General features: G+C 68.4%; 20 protein-coding genes. 10 read left to right on the top strand and 10 right to left on the bottom strand.

Going from position 1 to position 22,579, the window contains the following annotated elements:
- The first annotated feature begins 2 nt into the window (after positions 1-2).
- Entirely contained in the window at positions 3-1,508 is a 1,506-nt protein-coding gene (locus ACSQ19_RS18355) for an ATP-binding protein (RefSeq protein ID WP_435998997.1), read from the top strand.
- Between the two features lie 39 nt (positions 1,509-1,547).
- Here ACSQ19_RS18355 and ACSQ19_RS18350 read toward each other — a convergent pair whose 3' ends face one another.
- The 3 genes from ACSQ19_RS18350 to ACSQ19_RS18340 form a co-directional block, all read right to left on the bottom strand.
- The gene (locus tag ACSQ19_RS18350) at positions 1,548-1,868 is read right to left on the bottom strand and encodes a hypothetical protein (RefSeq protein WP_296281808.1); all 321 of its coding nucleotides are present in this window, start codon (positions 1,866-1,868) and stop codon (positions 1,548-1,550) included.
- A 160-nt stretch (positions 1,869-2,028) separates the two neighbouring features.
- On the bottom strand, positions 2,029-2,442 hold the full coding sequence (locus ACSQ19_RS18345) for a hypothetical protein (RefSeq protein ID WP_296281810.1): 414 nt from the start codon (positions 2,440-2,442) through the stop codon (positions 2,029-2,031).
- A 271-nt stretch (positions 2,443-2,713) separates the two neighbouring features.
- On the bottom strand, positions 2,714-3,067 hold the full coding sequence (locus ACSQ19_RS18340) for a hypothetical protein (protein WP_296281813.1): 354 nt from the start codon (positions 3,065-3,067) through the stop codon (positions 2,714-2,716).
- 189 nt (positions 3,068-3,256) lie between these two features.
- Here ACSQ19_RS18340 and ACSQ19_RS18335 point away from each other — a divergent pair, with 189 nt between their 5' ends.
- The 4 genes from ACSQ19_RS18335 (at position 3,257) to ACSQ19_RS18320 (ending at position 8,708) form a co-directional block, all read left to right on the top strand.
- A complete protein-coding gene (locus ACSQ19_RS18335; RefSeq protein WP_435998994.1) occupies positions 3,257-5,677 on the top strand; it encodes a DEAD/DEAH box helicase in 2,421 nt (806 codons plus the stop codon).
- The gene (locus ACSQ19_RS18330) at positions 5,674-6,504 is read left to right on the top strand and encodes a ribonuclease H-like domain-containing protein (protein ID WP_435998992.1); all 831 of its coding nucleotides are present in this window, start codon (positions 5,674-5,676) and stop codon (positions 6,502-6,504) included. The genes ACSQ19_RS18335 and ACSQ19_RS18330 overlap by 4 nt, the downstream gene beginning before the upstream one ends.
- 96 nt (positions 6,505-6,600) lie before the next feature.
- Positions 6,601-7,416, top strand: coding sequence for a hypothetical protein (locus ACSQ19_RS18325; RefSeq protein WP_435998990.1), 816 nt, complete (start codon positions 6,601-6,603; stop codon positions 7,414-7,416).
- Between the two features lie 134 nt (positions 7,417-7,550).
- Entirely contained in the window at positions 7,551-8,708 is a 1,158-nt protein-coding gene (locus tag ACSQ19_RS18320) for an HDOD domain-containing protein (RefSeq protein ID WP_435998988.1), read from the top strand.
- A gap of 358 nt (positions 8,709-9,066) precedes the next feature.
- On the opposite strand, the gene ACSQ19_RS18315 is transcribed toward ACSQ19_RS18320, so the two are convergent.
- Both ACSQ19_RS18315 and ACSQ19_RS18310 read right to left on the bottom strand, forming a co-directional pair.
- On the bottom strand, positions 9,067-9,495 hold the full coding sequence (locus ACSQ19_RS18315) for a type II toxin-antitoxin system death-on-curing family toxin (RefSeq protein ID WP_435998986.1): 429 nt from the start codon (positions 9,493-9,495) through the stop codon (positions 9,067-9,069).
- A 10-nt stretch (positions 9,496-9,505) separates the two neighbouring features.
- Positions 9,506-9,727 carry an AbrB/MazE/SpoVT family DNA-binding domain-containing protein gene (locus tag ACSQ19_RS18310; RefSeq protein WP_435998984.1) on the bottom strand — a complete coding sequence of 74 codons (222 nt, stop codon included), beginning with the start codon at positions 9,725-9,727 and terminating at the stop codon, positions 9,506-9,508.
- A gap of 111 nt (positions 9,728-9,838) precedes the next feature.
- Between ACSQ19_RS18310 and lexA the strand changes: the two genes are divergently transcribed.
- Genes lexA through ACSQ19_RS18285 form a run of 5 tightly spaced genes read left to right on the top strand, consistent with a single transcriptional unit; the run spans position 9,839 to position 16,396 of the window.
- On the top strand, positions 9,839-10,444 hold the full coding sequence (gene lexA, locus ACSQ19_RS18305) for a transcriptional repressor LexA (RefSeq protein WP_435998982.1): 606 nt from the start codon (positions 9,839-9,841) through the stop codon (positions 10,442-10,444).
- A 1-nt stretch (position 10,445) separates the two neighbouring features.
- Positions 10,446-11,072, top strand: a complete 627-nt coding sequence (gene imuA, locus ACSQ19_RS18300) for a translesion DNA synthesis-associated protein ImuA (RefSeq protein ID WP_296281828.1) — start codon at positions 10,446-10,448, stop codon at positions 11,070-11,072.
- 9 nt (positions 11,073-11,081) lie between these two features.
- Positions 11,082-12,500: a Y-family DNA polymerase gene (locus ACSQ19_RS18295; RefSeq protein ID WP_435998979.1), complete on the top strand. Its 1,419-nt coding sequence runs from the start codon at positions 11,082-11,084 to the stop codon at positions 12,498-12,500.
- On the top strand, positions 12,497-15,754 hold the full coding sequence (locus tag ACSQ19_RS18290) for an error-prone DNA polymerase (RefSeq protein ID WP_435998977.1): 3,258 nt from the start codon (positions 12,497-12,499) through the stop codon (positions 15,752-15,754). Before ACSQ19_RS18295 ends, ACSQ19_RS18290 begins: the two co-directional genes overlap by 4 nt.
- A 6-nt stretch (positions 15,755-15,760) precedes the next feature.
- The gene (locus ACSQ19_RS18285) at positions 15,761-16,396 is read left to right on the top strand and encodes an alpha-ketoglutarate-dependent dioxygenase AlkB (RefSeq protein ID WP_296281833.1); all 636 of its coding nucleotides are present in this window, start codon (positions 15,761-15,763) and stop codon (positions 16,394-16,396) included.
- Between the two features lie 126 nt (positions 16,397-16,522).
- Here the strand turns inward: ACSQ19_RS18285 and flgL are convergent, their stop codons facing one another.
- The 5 genes from flgL to flgH are packed head-to-tail and all read right to left on the bottom strand — an operon-like array spanning position 16,523 to position 22,558.
- On the bottom strand, positions 16,523-17,725 hold the full coding sequence (gene flgL / locus ACSQ19_RS18280; protein ID WP_299343362.1) for a flagellar hook-associated protein FlgL: 1,203 nt from the start codon (positions 17,723-17,725) through the stop codon (positions 16,523-16,525).
- On the bottom strand, positions 17,722-19,602 hold the full coding sequence (flgK, locus tag ACSQ19_RS18275; protein WP_296281836.1) for a flagellar hook-associated protein FlgK: 1,881 nt from the start codon (positions 19,600-19,602) through the stop codon (positions 17,722-17,724). Before flgK ends, flgL begins: the two co-directional genes overlap by 4 nt.
- A 13-nt stretch (positions 19,603-19,615) precedes the next feature.
- Positions 19,616-20,671: a flagellar assembly peptidoglycan hydrolase FlgJ gene (flgJ, locus tag ACSQ19_RS18270; RefSeq protein ID WP_436001032.1), complete on the bottom strand. Its 1,056-nt coding sequence runs from the start codon at positions 20,669-20,671 to the stop codon at positions 19,616-19,618.
- Between the two features lie 10 nt (positions 20,672-20,681).
- On the bottom strand, positions 20,682-21,863 hold the full coding sequence (locus ACSQ19_RS18265) for a flagellar basal body P-ring protein FlgI (RefSeq protein ID WP_299343365.1): 1,182 nt from the start codon (positions 21,861-21,863) through the stop codon (positions 20,682-20,684).
- 8 nt (positions 21,864-21,871) lie between these two features.
- Positions 21,872-22,558, bottom strand: a complete 687-nt coding sequence (flgH, locus tag ACSQ19_RS18260; protein WP_435998973.1) for a flagellar basal body L-ring protein FlgH — start codon at positions 22,556-22,558, stop codon at positions 21,872-21,874.
- Positions 22,559-22,579: the final 21 nt, after the last annotated feature.

Here is a 22,579-nt window from a genome sequence, read left to right as displayed (position 1 = left end):
CCGTGCCGCAGAGTGGATCACCGCTGGGCCGCGTCCGCATCCTCCTGGTCGAGGATTCGGAACTGGACGCCGAATTGCTGATCGAGCAGCTGCAGGACGCGGGGCTCGACGCCGAGTTCCTGCGCGTCGATGGCGCCGACGACATGCGCACGGCGCTGGCTGGCGGAACCTTCGACCTGGTGCTGTCGGACATGGAACTGCCGGGGTTCTCCGGCTACCAGGCGCTTGAAATCCTGCGCGCGCACGATGCGCGGCTGCCGTTCGTGTTCTTCTCGGGCACGATCGGCGAGGAGGCGGCGGTCAAGGCGCTGCAGCAGGGCGCCAGCGACTACGTGCTGAAGCACACGCCGGCGCGGTTGCCGGCGGCGGTGGCGCGCGCCATCCGCGAGGCGCGCACCGAGCGCGAACGCGAGCACGCCGAGCGCGAACTGATGCGCTCGCAACGGCTGGACTGCCTGGCGATGCTGGCGGCAGGCCTGAGCCATGACCTGCGCAACATCCTGCAGCCCCTGCTGATCGTGCCGGACCTGCTATCGACCTACAGCGACGATCCGAAGATCCTGCGCCTGGGCGCGGTGATCTCGGAGAGCGGCAAGCGCGGCCACGAGATGGCGGATTCGATGCTGTCGTTCGTCCGCGGCTCGCGCAAGGCCAGCGAAACCATCAGCGTGGCCGCCTTGTTCAGCGCGGTGCAGCTGCTGTTGCAGGGAAGCCTGTCGCGGCAGGTCCGGTTGACGGTGGAACTGCCGCCGGAGGATCTGCTGATCGAAGGCAACTACACCGAATTCCAGCAGTGCCTGATCAACCTGTGCCTCAATGGGATCCAGGCGATGGCGGAACGGGGCGGACAGCTGACGCTGTCGGCGACGCCGACGGTGGCGGCGGATGGCCAGCCCTACGTGGTGGTGCGCGTGTCCGATGAAGGCACCGGCATGGATGAGGCGACGCGCCAGCAACTGTTCACGCCCTTCTTCACCACCAAGGCGGGCGGCACGGGCTTGGGGCTGATGTCGTGCAAGCGCATCGTCGAATCGGCGCGCGGTCGCATCGAGGTCAACAGTACGCTGGGGAAGGGCACGTCCTTCGAACTGCACCTGCCCGCGCCCACGACCGAGGAATGGGCAGGCAGCGAAGACGCGGCGTTCGCCGACGGCGCGGGGCGCCGGATCCTGCTGGTCGACGGCGATGTCACGCGCCTGTCGCTGCTGGGCAACGCGCTGGCCGCGCAGGGTTACGACCCGGTCATGGCACCGGACGGTGCGAATGCGTTGCAACAGATCGCGCGCGACGGCATGCCCGCACTGGCGATCATCGACGACGACATCCTGCTGCTGTCCGCGGCGGACGTGCTGGCGGTGCTGCAGGAGGCGGGTTTCGACGGCCCGGTGATCCGGCTGCAGGAGCCGGGAAGGGCGCCGGATGGGCGCGAGTGCGCCACGGTCGCCAAGCCGGTACAGGTGCAGGCGTTGTTCGGCGCGATCGAACACGCGCTGGGACTGCGCGCCTGACATCCTCTCCGGGAGGAAGCAGGCGCGCGCCCGGCAATCTCAGACGTGGCCCGCCGTAGGCTTCAGGCGCTGCCACACCGCGCGCATGATCGGTTGCGCGCGATACCAGCCGATCGGCGTGTCGGGGCAGTGGCGCTGCAGGCGGTCGCGCAGCGAAGGCGCAATCTCGTCGAACTCCTGCCGATGGTGCAGCAGGTAGGCGTCGTAGCCGATCTTCAGGCACTTCTCCAGATCGCCGACCGTGGCGCCGACCACCTGGAAAGTGTCCTCGTTGAGGCGCGTTTTCCAGTAGGCGAGTTCGGCGTCGATGTCGACGATCTGCGCAGTGGCTTGGACGTTGCGCTGGTGCAGGCTGGCCATGGTGAATCCCCTGTGTCGATGTGGTGGTGACGAGAGGATTTTTTGTTCGTCGCGGTGATGCTTAAGTGAAATAAAGGCCGTTTTAACCCGTATTTAACCGTGCGCGGGAATTTCCGTTCACCTTTGCCAGTGCTGCGTGAATGCGCTGCATCGGCGCTGGTCAGCGACGGTGCATGGCGTCGCTGATCAGTGCGCGTTCTTCCAATGCGGCGGCTAGCGGCGAGAAGAGCGGGGGGTCTTCTTCGAGCGGTGCATTGAGGCGCTCCCAGACGCGTGCGATGACCGCCGCCGCGACCGGCCATTCCAGGCGAACGCTGCGTGCGAGCGCCATCTCGTAGCGCCCCGGCAGCAAGGGAAGCAGTTGCTGCAGTGAGCGCCGGTGCGACAGCAGATAGCTGTCGTACGCGAATTTCAACGTCGGCACGTAATGCCGGAAGGGCGTGCCCGGGTGATGGAAGGGCTGGCAGGCATAGGTTTGTTCCCAGAACCGCAGTTCGGACTGGATGTCCACCACGGCGCAGGGCATGGCGTCGTCATTCCATGCATGTGCAAACGGATCAACGCGACGGGACATGGGTCCCCTCCCTGGCGCACGGAAAGGCAGCGTATCGATCCCATGGAATGAAGCGCGGTTTGTCCGTGCATCGGCCTCTGTGCCCACGGCCATCGCGACGGCCTTCCGGACCTGCGCGATATCCGCGTGAGACGATGCGACCCCGTCCCCGGTGAGATGCGTGCGTACTGCCGGCGTTCGCGGTTGTGGTGGCCCCCTGCTTCTGATCAGACGAGGACGTGCAACCGGAACGGCCGACCGTCCGTCGGTGCGGACGTGGACGGCATGTGGGTCAGTGCACGCGGGCGGTGACCGCGCCGTGCTGGTCCAGCCAGCGCCACGCCTCGCGCAGCAGGGTCCTGGCCACGGGCCAGTCAGGGCCGGCCTCGCCGCGCAACCGTTCCCAGTCGTGTTCGAGTTCGAGTTCGGTATCGAGATCCAACGCGCCGCCATACTGGACATGCGAGGAAGCGGCGAATGCATAGACGTGGCAGGCGTCTTCCCACGCGACATCGGGGTGCAGGCGCCGGCGGCGGCTATAGTCGTAGGCCGTGAAGGCGGCGAACGCATCGCCATCGGCGGCCGTACCTCGCCATGTGGTCTGCCGCAGCTGGTCGAGCTGCGCGCGATACAGTGGTCGGTCCATGGAAGTCTCCTGCTCCTGGCGGGCGCTTGGCATGGATAACTGGTACCGCGCGCCGCGTTAGTCGCAGGTGAGAAATACCTTCGTTGGCCGGTCACGAAGCTGACGCCGATCGACGCGATCAGCGGGCGGTCAGTCTCAGCGCCTGAGACGCTCCGCGCGTCAGATGGCGGCCCCTGCCGAGAGACCGCCATGGCCGCACAGACCGCATTGATCCGTCGCCACGCCGACGAGACCGCCCTGTTGCCTGCGGTGCACGCCGATGGCGGTGCGCTGGCGGAGCGACTCGCCGGCAAGTACCGCGACCGCGTCACCGGGCAGTTCGTCATTCCTGCACGCGAGGGGCGTTACGAAGCGCTGCCAGACGACGTGCCGGCGGCATTGGCCGACGCCTTGCGCCAGCGCGGCATCGACCGGCTGTATTCGCACCAGGCCGAGGCATGGCGGCAGGCGCAGGCCGGCGATCATCTGGCCATCGTCACCCCGACCGCTTCCGGCAAATCGCTGTGCTACACGATGCCGGTGGTGGCGTCGGCGCTGTCGCGCCGGGGCAAGGCGCTGTACCTGTTTCCGACCAAGGCGCTGGCGCAGGACCAGGTGGCCGAGTTGCTCGACCTCAGCCGCGCCGGCGACCTGGGCCTGAAGGCCTTCACCTTCGATGGCGATACGCCGGGTGATGCACGGCAGGCGATCCGCCTGCATGGCGACATCGTGGTCAGCAACCCCGACATGCTGCACCAGGCCATCCTGCCCCATCACACGAAATGGGCGCAGTTCTTCGAGAACCTTCGCTACGTGGTGATCGACGAGGTGCATATGTATCGCGGCGTGTTCGGCAGCCATGTGGCGAACGTGCTGCGGCGCCTGAAGCGCGTGTGCGCCTTCTACGGGGCCACGCCTCAGTTCATCGTGTGCTCGGCCACCATCGGCAATCCGCAGGCGCACGCGGAAGCGTTGCTGGAACTGCCGGTGCATGCCATCACCGAGTCCGGCGCGCCGACGGGCGAAAAGCACGTGCTGCTGTGGAATCCGCCGGTGGTCAATCCCGACCTGGGCCTGCGCGCGTCGGCGCGCTCGCAGAGCAACCGCATCGCGCGGCTGGCGATCAAGGCGGGTCTGAAGACACTGGTGTTCGCGCAGTCGCGCACCATGGTCGAAGTGCTCACCAAGTACCTGAAGGACGTGTTCGACAGCGATCCGCGGCTGCCGGCGCGCATCCGCGCGTATCGCGGCGGATACCTGCCGACCGAACGGCGCGAGGCGGAGCGCGCGATGCGCGACGGGCGCGTGGACGGGATCGTCTCGACGTCGGCGCTGGAACTGGGGGTGGATATCGGCAGCCTCGATGCGGTGGTGCTGAACGGTTATCCCGGTTCCATCGCGGCGACCTGGCAGCGCTTCGGCCGGGCCGGGCGACGGCAGCAGGCATCGCTGGGCATCCTCGTCGCCAGTTCGCAGCCGCTGGACCAGTACGTGGTGCGGCATCCGGAGTTCTTCGCCGACAGCCCGCCGGAGCACGCACGCATCGCGCCGGACCAGCCGATGATCCTGCTGGACCATGTGCGCTGCGCCGCGTTCGAGCTGCCGTTCCTCGCCGGCGAGCCGTTCGGCCCGGTCGATCCGTCGCCGTTCCTGCAACTGCTCGACGAAGACAGCGTGGTACACCGCGAAGGCGACCGCTACGAGTGGATCGCCGACAGCTATCCGGCCAACGCGGTCAGCCTGCGTTCGGTGGCGGACGGCAACTTCGTGGTGGTGGATCGTACCGACGGGCGCCAGGTGATCATCGCCGAGGTGGATTTCAGTGCCGCGCCGCTGACGCTGTACGAGGGGGCAATCCACATGATCCAGTCCGCGCCGTACCAGGTGGAACGTCTGGATTGGGAGGGCCGCAAGGCCTATGTCACCCGCACGCAGGTGGACTACTACACCGACGCGATCGACTACACCAAGCTGAAGGTGCTTGAGCGGTTCGATGGCGTCATCGCCGGGCAGGGTACGTGCCACCACGGCGAGGTGCATGTGGTGCGCCGCGTGGCCGGCTACAAGAAGATCCGTTACTACACGCACGAGAACATCGGCTACGGCCCGGTGAACCTGCCCGACCAGGAGATGCATACCACCAGCCTCTGGTGGCAGCTGCCCCCCGCGCTGCTGGAGTCGGCCTTCGAGTCGCGGCAGGACGCGCTGGATGGCTTCCTCGGCGCGGCGTACGCGCTGCACATCGCGGCCACCGTCGCGGTGATGGCGGAAGGTCGGGATCTGCAGAAGGCGGTGGGCGACGGTGACGGCGCATGGTTCGCGCTGCCCGATACGCAGGGGCGAGGACAACTGCGCGGCACCGACAGCCAGGTACTGTCGCCGGTGTCGGGCGAGCGTTTCATTCCCACCGCGTATCTTTACGACAACTACCCGGGTGGCATCGGCCTGAGCGAACCATTGTGGCGGCGCCAGCGCGAACTGGTGCAGCGGGCGGCACAGCTGGTGTCTTCGTGCGATTGCAAGGCGGGGTGTCCCGCCTGCGTCGGGCCCGTGCTGGCCAACGATGAGGACGCGGACACCACGCCGCGCGCACTGGCTGCGCGGGTGCTGCAGCTGTTGGACGCGGCGTGAGCGTCAGCCTGGAGAAGCTGCAGCGCCTGCGTCGCCAGGCGGGGCAGGGCGGTGGTACGTCGCCATCGGTTCCTTTGCCGCCGGCGCACGATCCATTGCCGGCACTGCGGCGCATGCTCGGGATCCGCGAGCGGGCGCGTCCGGCCGTCCCCCGGCGCGCATGCGATCGTGCGCTGCCGGGCGACGAGATCGCGCCGGGGCTGCTGCAGATCGAACAGGTGTTGCCGTTCGATGCCGTGCCGCCCCACGTGGACGGCACGTTCGCACGGACCGGCGCACTGCCGACGCCTGGCATGCTGTTCTTCGACACAGAGACCACCGGCCTGTCCGGCGGCACGGGCACGCGCGCCTTCATGGTGGGTGCGTCGGATTTCGTTGCGGCCGGGCTGCGCGTGCGCCAGTTGCTGATCACCCACCTGTCGGCGGAGCCGGCGATGCTGCGCGTTTTCGCCGGCTGGTTGTCGGAAGACACACGATTGGTCAGCTACAACGGTCGCTGCTACGACGCGCCGTTGCTGGCCACGCGCTACCGGCTGGCGCGGCAGGGCACGCCGTTGGCCGGCATCGAACATCTCGACCTGCTGTTCCCCTCGCGGCGGCGGTATCGGGGGGTGTGGGAAAACTGTCGCCTGGGCACCATCGAGCGCAATGCGCTGGGCATCGTCCGCGAAGACGACCTGCCGGGCTCCGAAGCACCGGGCGCCTGGCTGCATTACCTGCGCGGCGGCGACGCCGGCCTGCTGCGGCGCGTGCTGCATCACAACTTCCAGGACGTGGTGACGCTCGCCCACCTGTTGCTGCACCTGTCGGCGCCACCCGAAGCCTGAGGAACGGCGTGCTTGACCGTGCAGGAGGGCGCGTCGGATGCTGATCATGTCGGGGCACCGACGAGGATGCGATTCCCTCCGCTCCAGGAGCGTTGCATGAAGACCGCTGTCGTCCTGCTGGCCATTGCGTTGTCCGCGCCGGTGGCGGCGCAGGACCGGCTTCCGCCCATCGACAGGTTCGACTTGGGTGTGGGCCTCTACGCGGCCGACCACGATCTCGACACGCGCTGGGATGCCAGCGATGGATCGAGGGGCGCGCGCGTCGACTTCCAGCGCGACCTGGGATTCGCCGATCGGCAGGATGCGCTGGCCTGGCGCATCGGTGGCAGTCTGGGCACGGCGCGGCGGCACACGTTCGACGCCTTCGGCTACGACTACGACGACACCAGCATGCGGGTGCTCGACCGCATGCTGGAGATCGGCGACAACGTGTATCCGGTCGATGCGTCCTTCGAAGGCCGTCTGGATCTCGACATCACCGGCGTGGCGTATACGTGGATGTTCCTGCATGACGGACGCCAGGCCGCGGGCATCGGCCTGGGTGCGATGCGTTACGACATCCGCGCCGACCTGGATGCCAGCGCGACCCTCGCCGGGACGCCGGCCGCGTATGCGAACGACCTCTCCGAAGACGCATGGGCCCCCATGCTGCGTGCCGAATACGTGCGATCGCTGTCCATGCGCTGGCGCTGGGGCGCGGCACTGGCGTACACGCGCAAGAACGGCGGTGCGGTCAGCGGTGATGCGTTCGATGCGCAGGTCGCCCTGGACTACCTGCCTTGGCGGCACCTCGGGTTTTCCCTGCGCTACAACTACAACAACGTGGACCTGGACCTGCGGCGCACGCGGTTCGATGGCAACATCCACCTGAACAACTGCGGGCCGCAACTGCTCACGCTGTTCCGGTTCTGAACCGCCTGTCGGGGAACCACCGACAGCGGAGTGTGAAGCGTTGCGCATTCCCTGCATCGCGGCTCAAGAATGCGCCGCCATGGCCGACACCCTTGCTAGATTCCACATGAGCCGTGCCTTCCCACGTGGAAGGCATGCATCGAACTTGCAAGAAAAGAAGGGGACGTGCCTTGCGCATTCTGTACGTTGGCGACACCGCCTGCCTGCCTGACGATCTGGCCGACTACATCGGCGACATGGGCGACGAGTGGACGGTCGAGACGGTAGCCGACGGGAAGTCGGCGATGTTTGCGGTCGCCAATGGTCCGGTCGACGTGGTGATGGTGGGACCGGCGCTGCCCGACCTGCCGCCGGCCACCTTGCTGGGCCAGATCCGCACGCTGCGCTCGGAGACGATCCGCATCGCCCTGCTGGAAGGCAATGCAGACAGCCTGTCCGCCCCCATCAAGCTGATCGGCGTGGCGCACCGCTTCCTGCCGCTGCCGTTGTCGTCGGAAACGGTGCTGGAAGCGATCCACAGCCTGGAAGAACTGCGCGACCTGCTGGACAGTCCGCGCCTGCGTCGCGCCATCGGTCGCGTCGAACACCTGCCGTCGCCGCCGCACCTGTACTTCGCCCTGACGCGCGCACTGGAAGAAGACGAAGGCACGGCCAACGACATCGCCAAGCTCGTGGCCGGCGATCCGGCCATTGCGGCCAAGGTGCTTCAACTGTGCAACTCGGCCTACTTCTCCAGTGGCCGCTCGATCACCGACCTGCGTGCTGCGGTGACGCGGTTGGGCCTGGGCACCTTGCGCGACCTGGTGCTGGCGAGCGAGGTGTTCTCGATGAAGACCGCGGCCCATGTCGACCGCGGCGCGCTGCAGCAGCGTGCGCTGCTGGCGTCGCGCCTGGCGGCGAAGATCCTGCCGCGGACCAGCTCCGAACTCGGTGCCACCGCGGCGCTGCTGGCCGACATCGGCCTGCTGCTGCCGGGCGTGCGCGACGAGCGCGATACGCCGGCCAGCGAGGACGACGACCGCCCCGGTCACACCGAGGCGGGCGCCTACCTGCTGGGCCTGTGGGGCCTGCCGATGCCGATCGTCGAAGCGGTGGCATTCCACCGCCAGCCACAGCGTTCCAGCCTGCGCAGTTTCTGGGTGCCCGGCGCCGTGCACGTGGCCGGTGCGCTGGCCAGCAACGAACCGGTGGACGAGGGTTACCTGAAGTCGCTGGGCGTGCTGGACCAGTTGCCCAACTGGCGCCAGATGGCCGAGACCATGGTCGAGCGCGCCGAAGAGCAGGCGGCCTGACGCGTCTCTGATTCCGCGTGCGCGCCTGCGCGCGATGCAGCGTCTGCGATGCTTCACGTCTGTCTACGTGGAGCGGCCCGCGAGTGACGTCGTGGCCGTCATTCCGGCGCAAGCCGGAATCCATGGCCTCTCAGCGATGTCCTTTCTAGCGAACGTCAGGGAAAGCATCGGCAACGTGGGTCCCGGCTTTCGCTGGGACGACGGGGCTGGCGTGTCCGAATCCGTGCCGCCATCCCTTGCGGTCATTCCAGCGCAAGCAGAAATCCACTGTCCGTCAGTGATCCGCATCCTTCGTGCGGCGGGGAAGGCAAAGGCGAGATGGGTCTCGGCTTTCCCGGGGACGACGGGCGTGACGCTGTCAGGGACCGTAGGTGGGAGAGGTCTCCTGCACCTTGCCTGCTGGCTTGGCGATGATCCGCGGTCGTAGCCACGCGGCGAAGTCGGCTTCGCCGAGACTGCCTTCCGACAGGCCCAGATACTGCGGATAGAGCTCGTGGTCTTCCGCCGACAACGTGGCGCCATTGAGTACGATGAAGACTTCGCAGGCCACGGCTGCCATGCGCTTGTTGCCGTCGACAAAGGGGTGGTTGCGGGCCAGGCCGAAGGCCGTGGCGGCAGCCAGATCGGCCAGGTCCGGCGTGGGTTGTCCGTAGGCGTGCAGCTGCCGGGCGCGCGCCAGCACCGATTCCAGCAAGCCCTCGTCGCGGATGCCGGTCGCGCCGCCATGCTCGGCCAATTGCCGGTCATGGATGGCCAAGGCCAAGGCACGGCTGATCCAGACGATCATCCGGGCTGCTTCATTGGGCCAGCTTGTGGAGCAGGGTGCGGCGGCTGCGCATCACCTGCTCGGCCACCTCCATCTGCTCGGCCAAGGTGGGGTCGTAGACCGTCAGGCGGATGCCGTCGGGGGTCTCGAGTGCATGGAGTTCATCGCCTTTTTCCAGGCGAAGGCGCGCCAGGAGATCCTTGGGCAGGATGATGCCGGCAGAATTGCCGACCGTGGTGATCTTGAGCTTCATGATTGCCTTCCTGACGTTATAACCATGGTTATATTGGGGCGGATGAGGGGTTGAGGCAACCCGCACGTTTTTCTCGTCATGTGAGACCTGAAGGTGTACAAATGTACACCCATGAACCCCATCGATCTGCCTCCCCAACGTGCCGCCGTCCTGGCCTTCCTGCGCCGGGAGCTGGCGGCCGGACGCGCGCCCAGCCTGGCGGACATCGCCGGGGCCTTCGGCTTCGCCTCCCGCAATGCCGCCCAGAAGCACGTACAGGCGCTGGTCGCCGATGGCCTGCTGGAACAGGCGCCGGGCCAGAAGCGCGGCCTGCGCCTGCCCGGCGGCATGGCCGACCTGCTGCCGTTGCCCGTGCTGGGCCGGGTGGCCGCGGGCCAGCCGATCGGCGCCGACATCGGCCTAGACGAACAACTGTGGCTGGACCGTCGGCTGTTTTCGCCGCAGCCGGACTACCTGCTGAAGGTGCAGGGCGATTCGATGATCGACGACGGCATCGTCGATGGCGATCTGGTCGGCGTGCATCGCACGCCGGAGGCGCGCGACGGCCAGACCGTCGTGGCCCGCATCGACGGCGAACTGACCATCAAGCGCCTGCAGCGCGAGCGCCGGCGCATCCGCCTGTTGCCGCGCAATCCCGCGCACGCGCCGATCGAGGTGCAGCCGGGACAGGACTTCGCCATCGAAGGCGTCTACTGCGGCCTGGTAAGGCGCGGCTGACATGGGTGCGGTCGTCGCCCTCGACACGCTGTTGGCCGCGCGCACGTTGTGGCACGCGGGCCGCAGTGCGGCGATCGCCGCCGATGGCGAACCCACAGGCCATGCGGCGCTCGACGCGCTGCTGCCGCAGGGCGGTTGGCCACGGCGCGCCCTGACCGAGCTGCTGCTGCCTGCCGACGGCGTGGGCGAACTGGCCTTGCTGCTGCCCACGCTGGCACGCATGACCCAGGCCGGCAGCGCGGTGGCGGTGATCGCGCCGCCTTACGTGCCGTATGCGCCGGCCTGGCAGGCCGCGGGCGTGGACCTGGCGATGCTGGAGATCGTCGAAGCCGCGCCACGCGATGCGTTGTGGGCGTTCGAGCAATGCCTGCGCAGCGGTGCCTGCGCCGCCGTGCTGGGCTGGCCCACGCACGCCGACGGTCCTGCGCTGCGCAGGTTGCAGGTGGCGGCCGACAGCGGCGAATGCCTGGGCTTTGCGCTGCGCGACCGTCGCCACGCGGCCAATCCCTCGGCGGCCGCGCTGCGCGTGGAAGCCATGCGCGATGCGCAGGGCGGCACGCAGTGGCAGGTGCGCAAATGCCGGGGTGGTCCGGCACCTGCGCAACCCTTCGCGCTGGTCGCGCATTGAGGCCTACCGATGCTCTGGGCCTGTGTACTGCTGCCGCAGCTGGCGCTGGACGCCGTCCTCCGGCGTTTGCCTGATCCCGACGCGCCGCTGGCGCTGGTCGGCGGTGCCGTGCAACTGCGTACCCTGCAGGCGGTGAATGCCGCTGCCGCGCAGGCGGGCCTGCGGGCCGGCATGCGGTTGACGGCCGCGCACGCGCTGCTGCCGGATTTCGCGATGGTCGAATACGACCCCTCGGCCGAAGCGCGCTGGCAGCGGTTCCTCGCCGCCTGGGCGTATCGCCACAGTTCGCTGGTAAGCGCGCAGTGGCCGGGCTGCCTGGTGCTGGAGGTGCGCGCCAGCTTCCGCCTGCTGGGGCCCTGGCCGCGCATCGAGGTGCGGTTGCGCGAGGAACTCGGGCTGCTGGGTTTCCAGCATCGTCTCGCGCTGGCACCCACGCCGCGCGCGGCGCATGTGTTCGCCGGCCTGCGCGACGGACTGGCGGTGATGCAGCCGGCGGCGATGGCGGAAATGCTGGACCGCGTGCCGGTGCGCCGTGCGCGCCTGCCGGACGATGCCGGCGAACGCCTGCATCGCATGGGCATCCGCGACCTGCGCACGCTGCGCGACCTGCCACGCGACAGCGTGCGCCGCCGTTTCGGCTTGCCGGTGCTCGACCACCTGGATCGCCTGTACGGCCAGGCCGACGACGCGCTGGCGTACTACGCGCCGCCGGACCACTTCGATGCGCGCATCGAACTCGGCTACGAAGTCGAGAGCCACATGGCGCTGCTGTTCCCGCTCCGGCGCCTGATCGGCGACCTGTGCACCTACCTGTCCATCCGCGACGGCGGCGTGCAGCGCTTCGTGCTGCGGCTGGAACACGAGGAGGGCCATACCGATGTCGAGGTGGGCCTGCTGGCCGCCGAGCGCGAGCCGGCGATGCTGTTCGAACTCACCCGCAATCGCCTGGAGCGCGTGCAGATCGCCCAGCCGGTGGTAGGCGTGCGCCTGCTGGCACGCGAGCTGCCGCCGTTCGTGCCGGCCGCGCGCGATCTGTTCGATACGCGGCCGCAGCAGCAACTGCCGTGGCCGCAGTTGCGCGAACGCCTGCGCGCGCGCCTGGGCGACGAGGCGGTGCATCGCGTGGCACCGGCCGGCGATCCACGCCCGGAACGCGCGTGGCGACGCGTGCAGGGCGATGGCAGTCGCATCGAACGGGCGCCCCTGCGTCCGCCACGCCCGACCTGGTTGCTGCCGCAACCGGTGCCGCTGCGCGATCCGCACCCGCGCATCGTCTCCGGGCCCGAGCGGCTGGAAAGCGGCTGGTGGGACGGCGAGGACGCGCGCCGCGACTACTACGTGCTGGAGACCTCGCAAGGCCAGCGGGCCTGGGCGTTCGCGCCGCCGGGCGAGCAGGGCGGCTGGATGCTGCATGGGTGGTTCGCGTGAGCTGGGACGATGCGGTGGACGGCGTCGACCGCGATACGCCCGGCGGTCGCCCGCCCCGCGCGTGGGAAGTGGCGCAGCGGTTGCGCCGGCATGCCGCGGCCAACGACGACGGCCCGCAGGAAGATGCCTGGCCGGCCTATGCGGAACTGCATTGCCTGTCGGACTTCTCGTTCCTGCGAGGCGCGGCCAGTGCGGAAGAGCTGTTCGAGCGGGCGCGCGATCTCGGTTATGAAGCACTCGCGATCACCGACGAATGCTCGCTGGCCGGCATCGTGCGCGGTTGGGAAGCTTCGCGTGCGACGGAGGTGCCCCTCGTCGTCGGCAGCGAGTTCACCCTGGCGTGCGGGTTGAAGTGCGTGCTGCTGGTGGAAACCACGGCCGGCTACACGCGGCTGTGCGAACTGATCACCACCGCCCGGCGCGCCGTCGACAAGAAGGGCTACCGGCTCACGCGGCTGGACATGGAGCGCCTCCTGTCCGACGTCGATCCTGCCGTCTGCGGCCTGTTCGCACTCTGGCTGCCGGCACCCGAGATCGACGAAACGCAGGGGCAGTGGCTGCAGTCGGTGTTCGGCGATCGCGCGCATGTGGCGGTCGAACTGCACCGTGAGCAGGACGATGCCGCCCGACTCGCGCGCCTGCTCGAGACCGCCGCACGCCTCGCCATGGTGCCGGTGGCGGCCGGCGACGTGCACATGGACGTGCGCCGCCGCCGCGCGTTGCATGACACGATGACGGCGATCCGCCATGCCGCACCGCTGGCCGAATGCGGCGAGCACCTGTTCCGCAACGGCGAACGCCACCTGCGCACGCGACGGGCGCTGGGCAACATCTATCCGCGTGCCCTGATCGATGCCGCGGTGGCGCTGGCGCGGCGTTGCAGGTTCGATCTCAAGCGCGACATCCATTACCGCTATCCCGCCGAGCTGGTGCCGGCGGGCCACACGCCCAGCACGTGGCTGCGGGAACTCACTGAACGCGGCATGCGCGAGCGCTGGCCGGAGGGCGTGCCGGATTCAGTAGTGGATCAGATCGACGGCGAACTCGCGCTGATCGAAGAGCTCCAGTACGAGGCGTTCTTCCTGACCGTGTGGGACATCGTGCGGTTTGCCAGGGAACAGCACATCCTCTGCCAGGGACGTGGTTCATCGGCGAATTCCGCGGTCTGTTTCGCACTGGGCATCACCGTGGTCAATCCTGCCGAAAGCCGCCTGCTGATGGCCCGATTCCTGTCCAAGGATCGCGGCGAACCGCCGGACATCGACGTCGACTTCGAGCACGAGCGCCGCGAGGAAGTGCTGCAGTACGTCTACACCAAGTACGGCCGCCGCCGTGCCGCGCTGGCCGCCACGGTGATCCGTTACCGCGGCAAGAGCGCGGTGCGCGACGTGGCCAAGGCGTTCGGCCTGCCGCCGGACCAGATCGCACTGCTGGCCGACTGCTATGGCTGGGGCAACGGCGAGGCACCGATGGAGCAGCGCCTGCGCGAGGCGGGGTTTGATTCGGGAAATCCACTCATCCGGCGCGTGCTGGCGGTGACCGACCAGCTGCGCGACCACCCGCGTCACCTGTCGCAGCACGTGGGAGGCTTCGTGATCGGCGATGCGCCGCTGTCAACGGTAGTGCCGGTCGAGAACGCGTCGATGGACGACCGTACCATCATCCAGTGGGACAAGGACGATCTGGAGACGATGGGATTGCTCAAGGTCGACTGCCTGGCGCTGGGCATGCTGACCTGCATCCGCAAGGCGGTGGACCTGGTGGAGAAACACCGCGGATTCCGTCTGGATCTCGCGCGCCTGCCGAACGATGACGAAGCGACCTTCCAGATGATCCAGGCCGCCGACACCGTGGGCGTGTTCCAGATCGAATCCCGCGCGCAGATGAGCATGCTGCCGCGGTTGAAGCCGAAGGAATACTACGACCTGGTTGTGGAAGTCGCGATCGTGCGCCCCGGCCCGATCCAGGGCGGCATGGTGCATCCCTACCTGCGCCGCCGGCAGGGCAAGGATCCGGTGACCTATCCCTCCGAGGGCGTGAAGGAGATCCTCGGGAAAACGCTCGGCATCCCATTGTTCCAGGAACAGGTGATGGAACTGGTGATCCATGCCGGCTATACGCCTTCGCAGGCGGATGGTCTGCGCCGCTCGATGGCGGCCTGGAAGCGGGGCGGCGACATGGAGCCGCATCGCCTGCGCATCCGCGAGCTGATGCTCGGGAAGAATTACTCTCCGGAGTTCATCGACCAGATCTTCGAGCAGATCAAGGGCTTCGGTTCCTATGGCTTCCCGCAGAGCCATGCGGCCTCGTTCGCCAAGCTGGTCTACATCAGCTGCTGGCTGAAACGGCATGAGCCGGCCGCCTTCGCCTGCGCGCTGCTCAATGCGCAGCCGATGGGCTTCTACTCGCCCAGCCAGATCGTGCAGGACGCGCGACGCGGGCAGGGCGGGCGTGTGTCCATTGATGTCCTGCCCGTCGACGTCGCCATCAGCGACTGGGACAACACACTGGAAGGCGGGCATGTGCGCCGCGGGGTCGACGACGGCGGACAACCCTCGCTGCGGCTCGGCTTCCGGCAGGTGGGCGGACTGTCGGAGGACGCCGGCAAGGCGATCATGGCCGCGCGCGCGCAACGCCCCTTCGCCGATGTCCGTGATCTCTGCCAGCGCGCCAGGCTCGACGAGAAGGCGCGCACTGCCTTGGCCGAAGCGGGCGCGTTGCATTCGCTCGCCGGGCATCGCCATGCCGCGCGCTGGGCGGTCGCCGGCATCGAGCGGCAGCGCCCGTTGCTGCCCGGCAGCCCGGATGAGGAGGCGATCGTCCTGCCCGCTCCGACGGTGGGCGAGGACGTGACCTCGGACTACCGCATGACCGGGCTGACGCTGGGCGCGCATCCGCTGTCGTTGCTGCGCGAACGCCTGCAGCGGCAACGCGTGGTCGATTCGCGACAGCTGAGCGGGTTGCCACACGGGCGGGGCGCCTTCGCGGCTGGCATCGTCACCCAGCGGCAACGGCCGGCCACGGCGAAGGGCACCATCTTCGTCACCCTGGAGGACGAGCACGGCATGGTCAACGTGGTGGTGTGGTCGCACGTGGCGCTGCGCGACCGCAAGGCCCTGCTTGGCGCGCGCCTGATGGCGGTACGCGGCCGTTGGGAACAGGTGGACGGCGTCTCCCACCTGATCGCACGCCGGCTGGAGGATTTCAGTCACCTGCTGGGCGAGATCCAGCCCGGCTCCCGTGACTTCCACTGACCTGCCATGCGTGCGCTGACCGCCCACACCGATGATCTGTTCGCTCCCGCGATGCACCGCCTCGTGCATGACGATCAGGGCGGCATCCGCTATTGGCCGGGTGCGATCGATCCCGATACGGCGCAGGCATGGTTCGAGGCCCTGCACGCACAGGCCGCGTGGATCCATCTGCAGCGCCCCATGTACGACCGCATCGTCGACGTGCCGCGCCTGCTGGCGAACTACGCCGTGGATGCACTGCCGCCCGAGCTTCCGCTGGCCGGTCTCCTGGCCTGCGTGCAGGCGAGGGCGCCTGCGCCCTATTCGCGCATCGGCATGAACCTCTACCGCGACGGCCACGACAGCGTCGCTATGCACGGCGACAAGCTGCATACCGTAGCCGCCGGCCATCCGATCACCCTGGTCTCGCTGGGCGCGCCGCGGCGCATGCTGATCCGCGCACGCGAGGGCAGGCGCGAAACGCTGGCGGTGGACCTCGCGCCGGGAAGCATCCTGTCGATGAGCCATGCGTCGCAGAGCACGCACGAGCACGGCATTCCGAAGACCCGGCGTTCGCAGGGGCCGCGGATCAGCGTGGTGTTCCGGGTGAGGCCTTCGTCCCCTGTGGGAACAGGTGGCTTGGCAGGTGTGGGAGCGACGTGAGTCGCGAAGGGTCACCTGTAAAGCTTCATCGCGACTTACGTCGCTCCCACAACAGGCTGCCCGAAAAAAAACGCCGCGAGGGCATCGCGGCGTGAGGGGAAGGACTGCATGAAAAGGAGAGGCCGGTCAGCCCATCAGCTTGAACAGCGACAGCTGCTGCATCTGCATGAAGACCGTCTGCGCGGCTTGCAACGCGGTGTTCTCCATCTGGTAGCGGCCGATGGCCTCGGCCCAGTCCAGGTCGCGCAGGGTGGACAGGGTGCCCTGCAGGGTGACGTTGTTGGCTTCGCGCAGGGCGGCCGCATCCTCGATGGCGGACAATTGCGCGCCGCCGCTGGCGCGGGCATCGATCATCTTTCCCTGCGCGGTCCCGACATCGCGCATGGCGGCCTGCAGGTTGTTCTGCATCGCGGCGCGCTGCGCGTCCGTGGTGGGGTTGGCGTCCAGCGTGTCGATCAGTCCCTGCACGGTGGCGAAGATGTCGCGGCTGCCCGAGGGGCCCAGGGTGAAGCTGTCGCCGTTGGCGGGCTGACCATCGATCTTCATCTGCACGCCGGCGAAGGCAATGCTCTCGCCCTTGGCGTAGGTGCCGGTCGTGACCGCATTGCCGCCTGCATCCAGCACCTGGTACGTGTTGCCGGCGCCGAACGAAAGCGTGTAACTGCCGCCCGACCAGAGGGTGGAATCGGTGACGCTGAAATCCATCAGCAGGCCCGTACCCGTGTTGCCCGGAGCGGCCCGTCCGTCGATGCGGCCGTCGCCGGTGCGCAGGCGCAGGAAGACCTCGCTGCCGGGCAGGGTGTCGGCGACGAACATGTCCGGCGCCACTTCCACCTGGCGCTGCGTCTGGTCGCCGCTGTAGATCACGCTGCCGCCGGCGATGGCGAAGGGCGTGCTGCCGTCGCTGGTGCCGCCGAACAGGTAGCGGCCGGCACCGTCGGTGCTGTTGGCCAGGTCCAGCAGGCCGGCATAGATCGCCTTCAGCTCGGTGCTGATGGCGTGGCGGCTGTCGTCGCCCATCGCCGCGTTGTTGGCCTGGATCGCCAGCTCCTGCACGCGCGCCATCGCTTCGCCCACGCGGGTGAGTGCGTTCTCCTGCAGGCCGAGGCGGTTCTGCACCGCGTTGGCGTTCATGCCGAAGCGTTCGAGTTCGGCGACGGCCCGGTCCAGGCCGACCGCGGTACCCGCAGCGACCGGATCGTCCTTGGCGGTCACCAGGCGTTGCCCGCTGGCGAGCTGCTGTTGCGTGTGCGCCAGTTTCGCCTGCTTGGCCAGCATCGTGGAGATCGACTGCTGGTACATCATTCCGGTGGAGATGCGATTGTTCATCGGCGTGTGGCGCTCAGCAGCGATTGGAACAGGGTGTCGGCGGTCGCGATGATCTGCGACGCCGCCTGGTACGCCTGCTGCAGGCGCATCAGGTCGGCGGCTTCTTCATCCAGGTTGACGCCGGAAATCGCATCGCGCGCGGCCTGCGCCTGGTCGTGGATGACCTGCTGCGCCTGGGCGGAGTAATCCGCCTGTCGCGCCGCCGAACCGACCTGCGTGGTCAACCCGCCGATGGCGCCATTGAGCGTCAGCGTGCCGCCGTTGAGCGCGCGCGCGTCGTCCAGGTTCGACAGCAGCCGGGCGTTGCCGTTGTCGCTGGAATTGGCGCCGGTCGGGCCCACGCTGAAGCGGTCGCCGGCGGCGGGTGCGCCGTCCAGCACCAGGCTCCAGCCGTTCGACGCAATGGTCTGTCCGGGGGTGTAGACGAACGGGCCGGCGCCATTGATGGTGTAGTTGGTGGCATCGAGGAAGTCGATGTCGACCGGCGCCAGCAGGCCCGCATGGCTGGCGTCCAGCACTTTCAGGCCGCTCAGCTTGCCGCTGCCGGTGTTGGCCATGTCCGTCGTGGCCTTGACCGGCGTGGCCGCGGCGATGCGGCCGGGATCCGTGATCGCGACGCCCAGGTTGCCGGCGGCGCCCGCGGTGGGTTGCAGCAGGAAGCGATCGTTGGCGGCCGGGGTGCCGGACGCGAGCACGACCTCCACGCCGTTCACCACCAGCGGATCGGCCGCCGTGCCCGTGCCGGTCGTTGCGATGGCGGCACCGGTGTCGGGATGCGTCGCCACCCATGCGCTGCCGTCGAAGCGCAGCAGCACGTTCTGCGAATTGAGTGCCGAGACGCTGCCCACGGCCGTCTGCAGCACGGCGGTGCCGGTGTTGCCGGCGTTCGACGAAATGCGTGGCGCGGGCAGGCTGAAGAAGTCGGCGCCCAGCTGTCCATACTGGTCCATGCCCGCGCGGTGGCCGGCATTGAACGTATCGGCCAGCGACGTGGCGACGCGCCCAAGCTCGGCGACCGCCGGGTCCAGCACCGTGGTGCGGAACTCGATCAGGCCGCCGATCTGTCCGCCCATCGCGCGCTTGTCGAGCGTGATGCGCTGGCTGTTCGTTTCCAGCGCCACCTGCAGCCGCTCGGGGCGGTACGCGTCGGGCACGGTGACGAGCCGGCTGGCGGTAGCGCCGACGACCAGGGGTTGTCCACCGGCGCTGAACACGTTGACCAGCCCGCCGTCCTGCGTCACCGCGTTGCCGCCGGTGAAGGCCACCAGTTCGCTGATCAACTGGTCGCGGCGGTCCAGCAGGTCGCCGGAAGGATGGGTGTTGCCGCCGATCTGCCCGTTGAGCTGGGCGATCTCCTTCGCCAGCCGGTTGACTTCACCGGTGGCGGCGGTGAGTCCGGCATTGACCTCGGTATCCAGCCCGTCCAGGTGCTGGTCGATCTGCCGGAAGCGCGTGACCAGCGCGTTCGCCTGCGCCAGCACGCTTTCGCGGTCGGCCGAGCCGGCCGCGTTGGACGACAGCGCGCTCACCGAATCGAAGAAGCTGGACCACGGCGCGCTGATGCCCGTCGCCTTTTCGGAGAACAGCTGGTCCAGGCGCGTGGACAGCACCGACAGCTGCTGCAGGCGCGACAGTTCGCCGCCGCTGTCGAGCAGGCGCGAGGTCGCCAGCGAGTCCGCCATGCGGCGGATGTCGACGATCTGCACGCCGTTGCCCTGGTAGCCCTGGCCGAAGTAGGTGCCGTCGCGCGCTTCGAACTCGGCGCGCTGGCGCGAATAGCCGGGCGTGTTGATGTTGGCCACGTTGTGGCTGACCGTCGACAGCGCACGCTGGAAAGCGAGGAGGGCGCTGCTGCCGGTGGCGAGAAGGTTGGACATGCGTGCTCCGGGGTCAGCGCTTCAATGCGTTGCCGATGGCATTGCCGACGAATCCGCCGACCTTGCCGCCGACGCTGTCGCCGATGGCCGACAGCACTTTTCCGAGTGTCGGACCGTTGGCGATCGAGGCGATCTTGTTGGCATACGTCGGGTCGGTGGCGTAGCCGGCGCGCTGCAGGCCGCGGGCGAAGCCCGCAATGTCCTTGCCGGCCGCCAGTGCCTGCTGGTAGCGCGGATTGTTCTTGAGCAGTCGCACGTAGTCGGCGAAGCTTTCCGCGGGCGACGCGTACGCGCGGAAGTCCGCGGTCTCGCTGTGCTTCACGCCATTGCTGTATTCGTGCGTGGCGGTGCGGGCGCGCTCGCCCTTCCAGCCCGTCGCCTTGATGCCGAACAGATTGTGCGCGCTGTCGCCATCGCCGGTCTTGATCTGCCGCTTGCCCCAGCCGGTTTCCAGCGCAGCCTGGGCGACCAGCGCGCGCGGGTCGACGCCCAGCTCCTTCGCCGCCTGCTTGGCGTGGTCCCAGATCTCGGCGACGAAGCGCTCGGGCGTATTACGCGCGTACTTCGACGGATCGGCCGACGCGACCTGTTCCACCTCATCGCAGGCGGCGTCAGGACGGACGGTGATGGTGTCCAGCGTGATCGTGCCCGGCATGCCGGGGTCGTGGCGCACGGCGCTGCTGCCGATGCCGCGGCCTGCGATGGCGTCCAACATGGAATCGGCTTCGTTGCCCGGCAGCAGGCGCTTGTACGCGGACAGCGCCGTGGTGGCGGGAACCGCGGGCGTGGTGCTGTCGGTCGCGCCCAGCTGCCGCGCGATCATCGGCGCCAGGCCCAAACCGCGCCCTTCGCTCATTGCCTTGGCGATCTGCTGGTCGTACATGTCGCGGAATATCTGGTTTTCGCCGGGAAACAGAGAATCACCGAAGCCGGCCTCGCGCATGCACTTGATCATCATCTGCGCGAACTGGCCTTCCAGCTTGCGCGCGACGTCGTGGATGCGCGCGTTGTCCGGCTTGCCGCCGGCATCGGCCAGCGGCAGGGAAGGATTCAGCGTTCCGATGGGCATGCTGGCCATGTCAGATCACCTCGAGCTCCGCGCGCAAGGCGCCGGCCTGCTTCAGGGCTTCCAGGATCGCGATCAGGTCGCCGGGTGCGGCACCGACTTCGTTGACCGCGCGGACGATCTCGTCCAGCGAGGTGCCGCCTTCGAACTTGAACATGCGGTTGCCTTCCTGGCTGACGGACACGCTGGACTGCGGGGTCACCACAGTGGTGCCACCCCGGGAGAATTCGTTCGGCTGGCTGACGTTCGCCGATTCGGTGATCGTCACCGTCAGCGAGCCGTGGGTGACCGCCGCCGGCATCACCTGCACCTGCGCGCCGATCACCACAGTGCCGGTGCGCGCGTTGACGATGACCTTGGCCGGCGCGCTGCCGGGGGTGAGTTCCAGGTTCTCGATCTGGGCGAGGAAATTCACCCGCCGCGAGATCTCGGCCGGTGCGCGCACCGCGACCGTGACCGCATCCAGCGCGTAGGCATTGCCGGCGCCGAAGTTCTGTTCCAGCGCCGCGACCATGCGCGACACCGTGGTGAAATCGGCGCGGTGCAGGTTCAGCGTGATGGTGCCTTCGCCACTGTCCAGTGCATTGGGGATCGCACGCTCGACGGTGGCGCCGTTCGGGATGCGACCCACGCTGGGCACGTTGACCGACACGCGCGAGCCATCCTTGCCTTGCGCACCGAAGCCGCCGACCACCAGATTGCCTTGGGCGATCGCATAGACCTCGCCATCGGCGCCGCGCAACGGCGCCATCAGCAGGCTGCCGCCGCGCAGCGAAGTGGCGTTGCCGATGGAGGACACGGTGATGTCGATCGGCTGGCCCGGCTTGGCGAAGGCGGGCAGCTCGGCGTGAATGGCCACGGCCGCCACGTTCTTCAGCTGTGGATTGACGTTGGGCGGAATGTTGACGCCCAGCTCGCCGAGCATGTTCTTCAGGCTCTGCACGGTGAAGGGCGCCTGGCTGGTGCGGTCGCCACTGCCATCCAGGCCCACCACCAGGCCGTAGCCGACCAGCGGGTTGCTGCGCACGCCGCCGACCTGGGCCAGGTCCTTGATGCGCTCGGCACGCGCAGCGGGCGCCAGGCAGATCAGCACCAGGCCGATCCAGGCCAGCAGCCCCAGCAGCGTGTAGGTGTCGATGCGGCGCGACTTCTTCGCGGGTGCCGGTGCAGCGCGGTTGGCTTCGTTGGCGTCCATCACGGTGCTCAGTTCGGGAAGATCGGGGAGTTGAAGAACCGGCCCAGCCAGCCCATCGAGTTGGACTGCGCGATCGCGCCGCGGCCGCCGTAGGCGATGCGCGCGTCGGCGACCTTGCCGGAGGAGATCGTGTTGTCCGGATTGATGTCGGCGGGGCGGACGATGCCCTGGATCTGCACCAGCTCGTCGCCCTGGTTCAGGCGCATGTTCTTCTGGCCCTGCACCACCAGGTTGCCGTTGGGCAGGCGCTGGATCACGGTGACCGTCACGCTGCCCTGCAGCTTGTTGCTCTGCGCGCTGTTGCCGGCGCCGCTGAAGCCGCGGTCGCCATTGACCGAAGCGCTCAGGATGTCGCGGCCGTTGTACGTGACCGGCGCACCGGCGATGTTCGGGGCCGCGATGGCGATTTCGCTCTGCTTGTCGACCGAGGTGGTGGCCGACGTCTGCGCGGTGGTGTTCTCCACCAGGTTGATCGTCAGCAGGTCGCCGACGTCGCGCGCGCGGCGGTCCGCGTAGAGATTCAGCCCGGGGCCGGCGCGGTAGATGGAACCCGCGGTCGCCGGCGACTGCGCGGCGACGATCGGCTGGATGGGCTGCATCGGTGCGTACGGGCGCACGTCGCCGTAGTAGCGTGCACAGCCCGGCAGCAGCATGAGCGCGCAGGCAAGGGTGGTGGCGGACGTGGTGCGCTTCATGGCGTGTCTCGTGGCGTGACG

This window comes from Pseudoxanthomonas sp. LjRoot127 (assembly GCF_964253495.1).
Lineage (GTDB): Bacteria > Pseudomonadota > Gammaproteobacteria > Xanthomonadales > Xanthomonadaceae > Pseudoxanthomonas_A.
Note: the sequence above shows the minus strand (reverse complement) of the source record. Positions and strands in the feature narration are given on the sequence as shown.

Bases quoted from the DNA above. Each gene is read 5' to 3' on its own strand.
- ACSQ19_RS18350 (WP_296281808.1), bottom strand. From the start codon at position 1,868: ATGGCCAGCCTGCACCAGCGCAACGTCCAAGCCACTGCGCAGATCGTC.
- ACSQ19_RS18345 (WP_296281810.1), bottom strand. From the start codon at position 2,442: ATGTCCCGTCGCGTTGATCCGTTTGCACATGCATGGAATGACGACGCC.
- ACSQ19_RS18340 (WP_296281813.1), bottom strand. From the start codon at position 3,067: ATGGACCGACCACTGTATCGCGCGCAGCTCGACCAGCTGCGGCAGACC.
- ACSQ19_RS18335 (WP_435998994.1), top strand. From the start codon at position 3,257: ATGGCCGCACAGACCGCATTGATCCGTCGCCACGCCGACGAGACCGCC.
- ACSQ19_RS18325 (WP_435998990.1), top strand. From the start codon at position 6,601: ATGAAGACCGCTGTCGTCCTGCTGGCCATTGCGTTGTCCGCGCCGGTG.
- ACSQ19_RS18320 (WP_435998988.1), top strand. From the start codon at position 7,551: ATGCATCGAACTTGCAAGAAAAGAAGGGGACGTGCCTTGCGCATTCTG.
- ACSQ19_RS18315 (WP_435998986.1), bottom strand. From the start codon at position 9,495: ATGATCGTCTGGATCAGCCGTGCCTTGGCCTTGGCCATCCATGACCGG.
- ACSQ19_RS18310 (WP_435998984.1), bottom strand. From the start codon at position 9,727: ATGAAGCTCAAGATCACCACGGTCGGCAATTCTGCCGGCATCATCCTG.
- lexA (WP_435998982.1), top strand. From the start codon at position 9,839: ATGAACCCCATCGATCTGCCTCCCCAACGTGCCGCCGTCCTGGCCTTC.
- imuA (WP_296281828.1), top strand. From the start codon at position 10,446: ATGGGTGCGGTCGTCGCCCTCGACACGCTGTTGGCCGCGCGCACGTTG.
- ACSQ19_RS18295 (WP_435998979.1), top strand. From the start codon at position 11,082: ATGCTCTGGGCCTGTGTACTGCTGCCGCAGCTGGCGCTGGACGCCGTC.
- ACSQ19_RS18285 (WP_296281833.1), top strand. From the start codon at position 15,761: ATGCGTGCGCTGACCGCCCACACCGATGATCTGTTCGCTCCCGCGATG.
- flgL (WP_299343362.1), bottom strand. From the start codon at position 17,725: ATGAACAATCGCATCTCCACCGGAATGATGTACCAGCAGTCGATCTCC.
- flgK (WP_296281836.1), bottom strand. From the start codon at position 19,602: ATGTCCAACCTTCTCGCCACCGGCAGCAGCGCCCTCCTCGCTTTCCAG.
- flgJ (WP_436001032.1), bottom strand. From the start codon at position 20,671: ATGCCCATCGGAACGCTGAATCCTTCCCTGCCGCTGGCCGATGCCGGC.
- ACSQ19_RS18265 (WP_299343365.1), bottom strand. From the start codon at position 21,863: ATGGACGCCAACGAAGCCAACCGCGCTGCACCGGCACCCGCGAAGAAG.
- flgH (WP_435998973.1), bottom strand. From the start codon at position 22,558: ATGAAGCGCACCACGTCCGCCACCACCCTTGCCTGCGCGCTCATGCTG.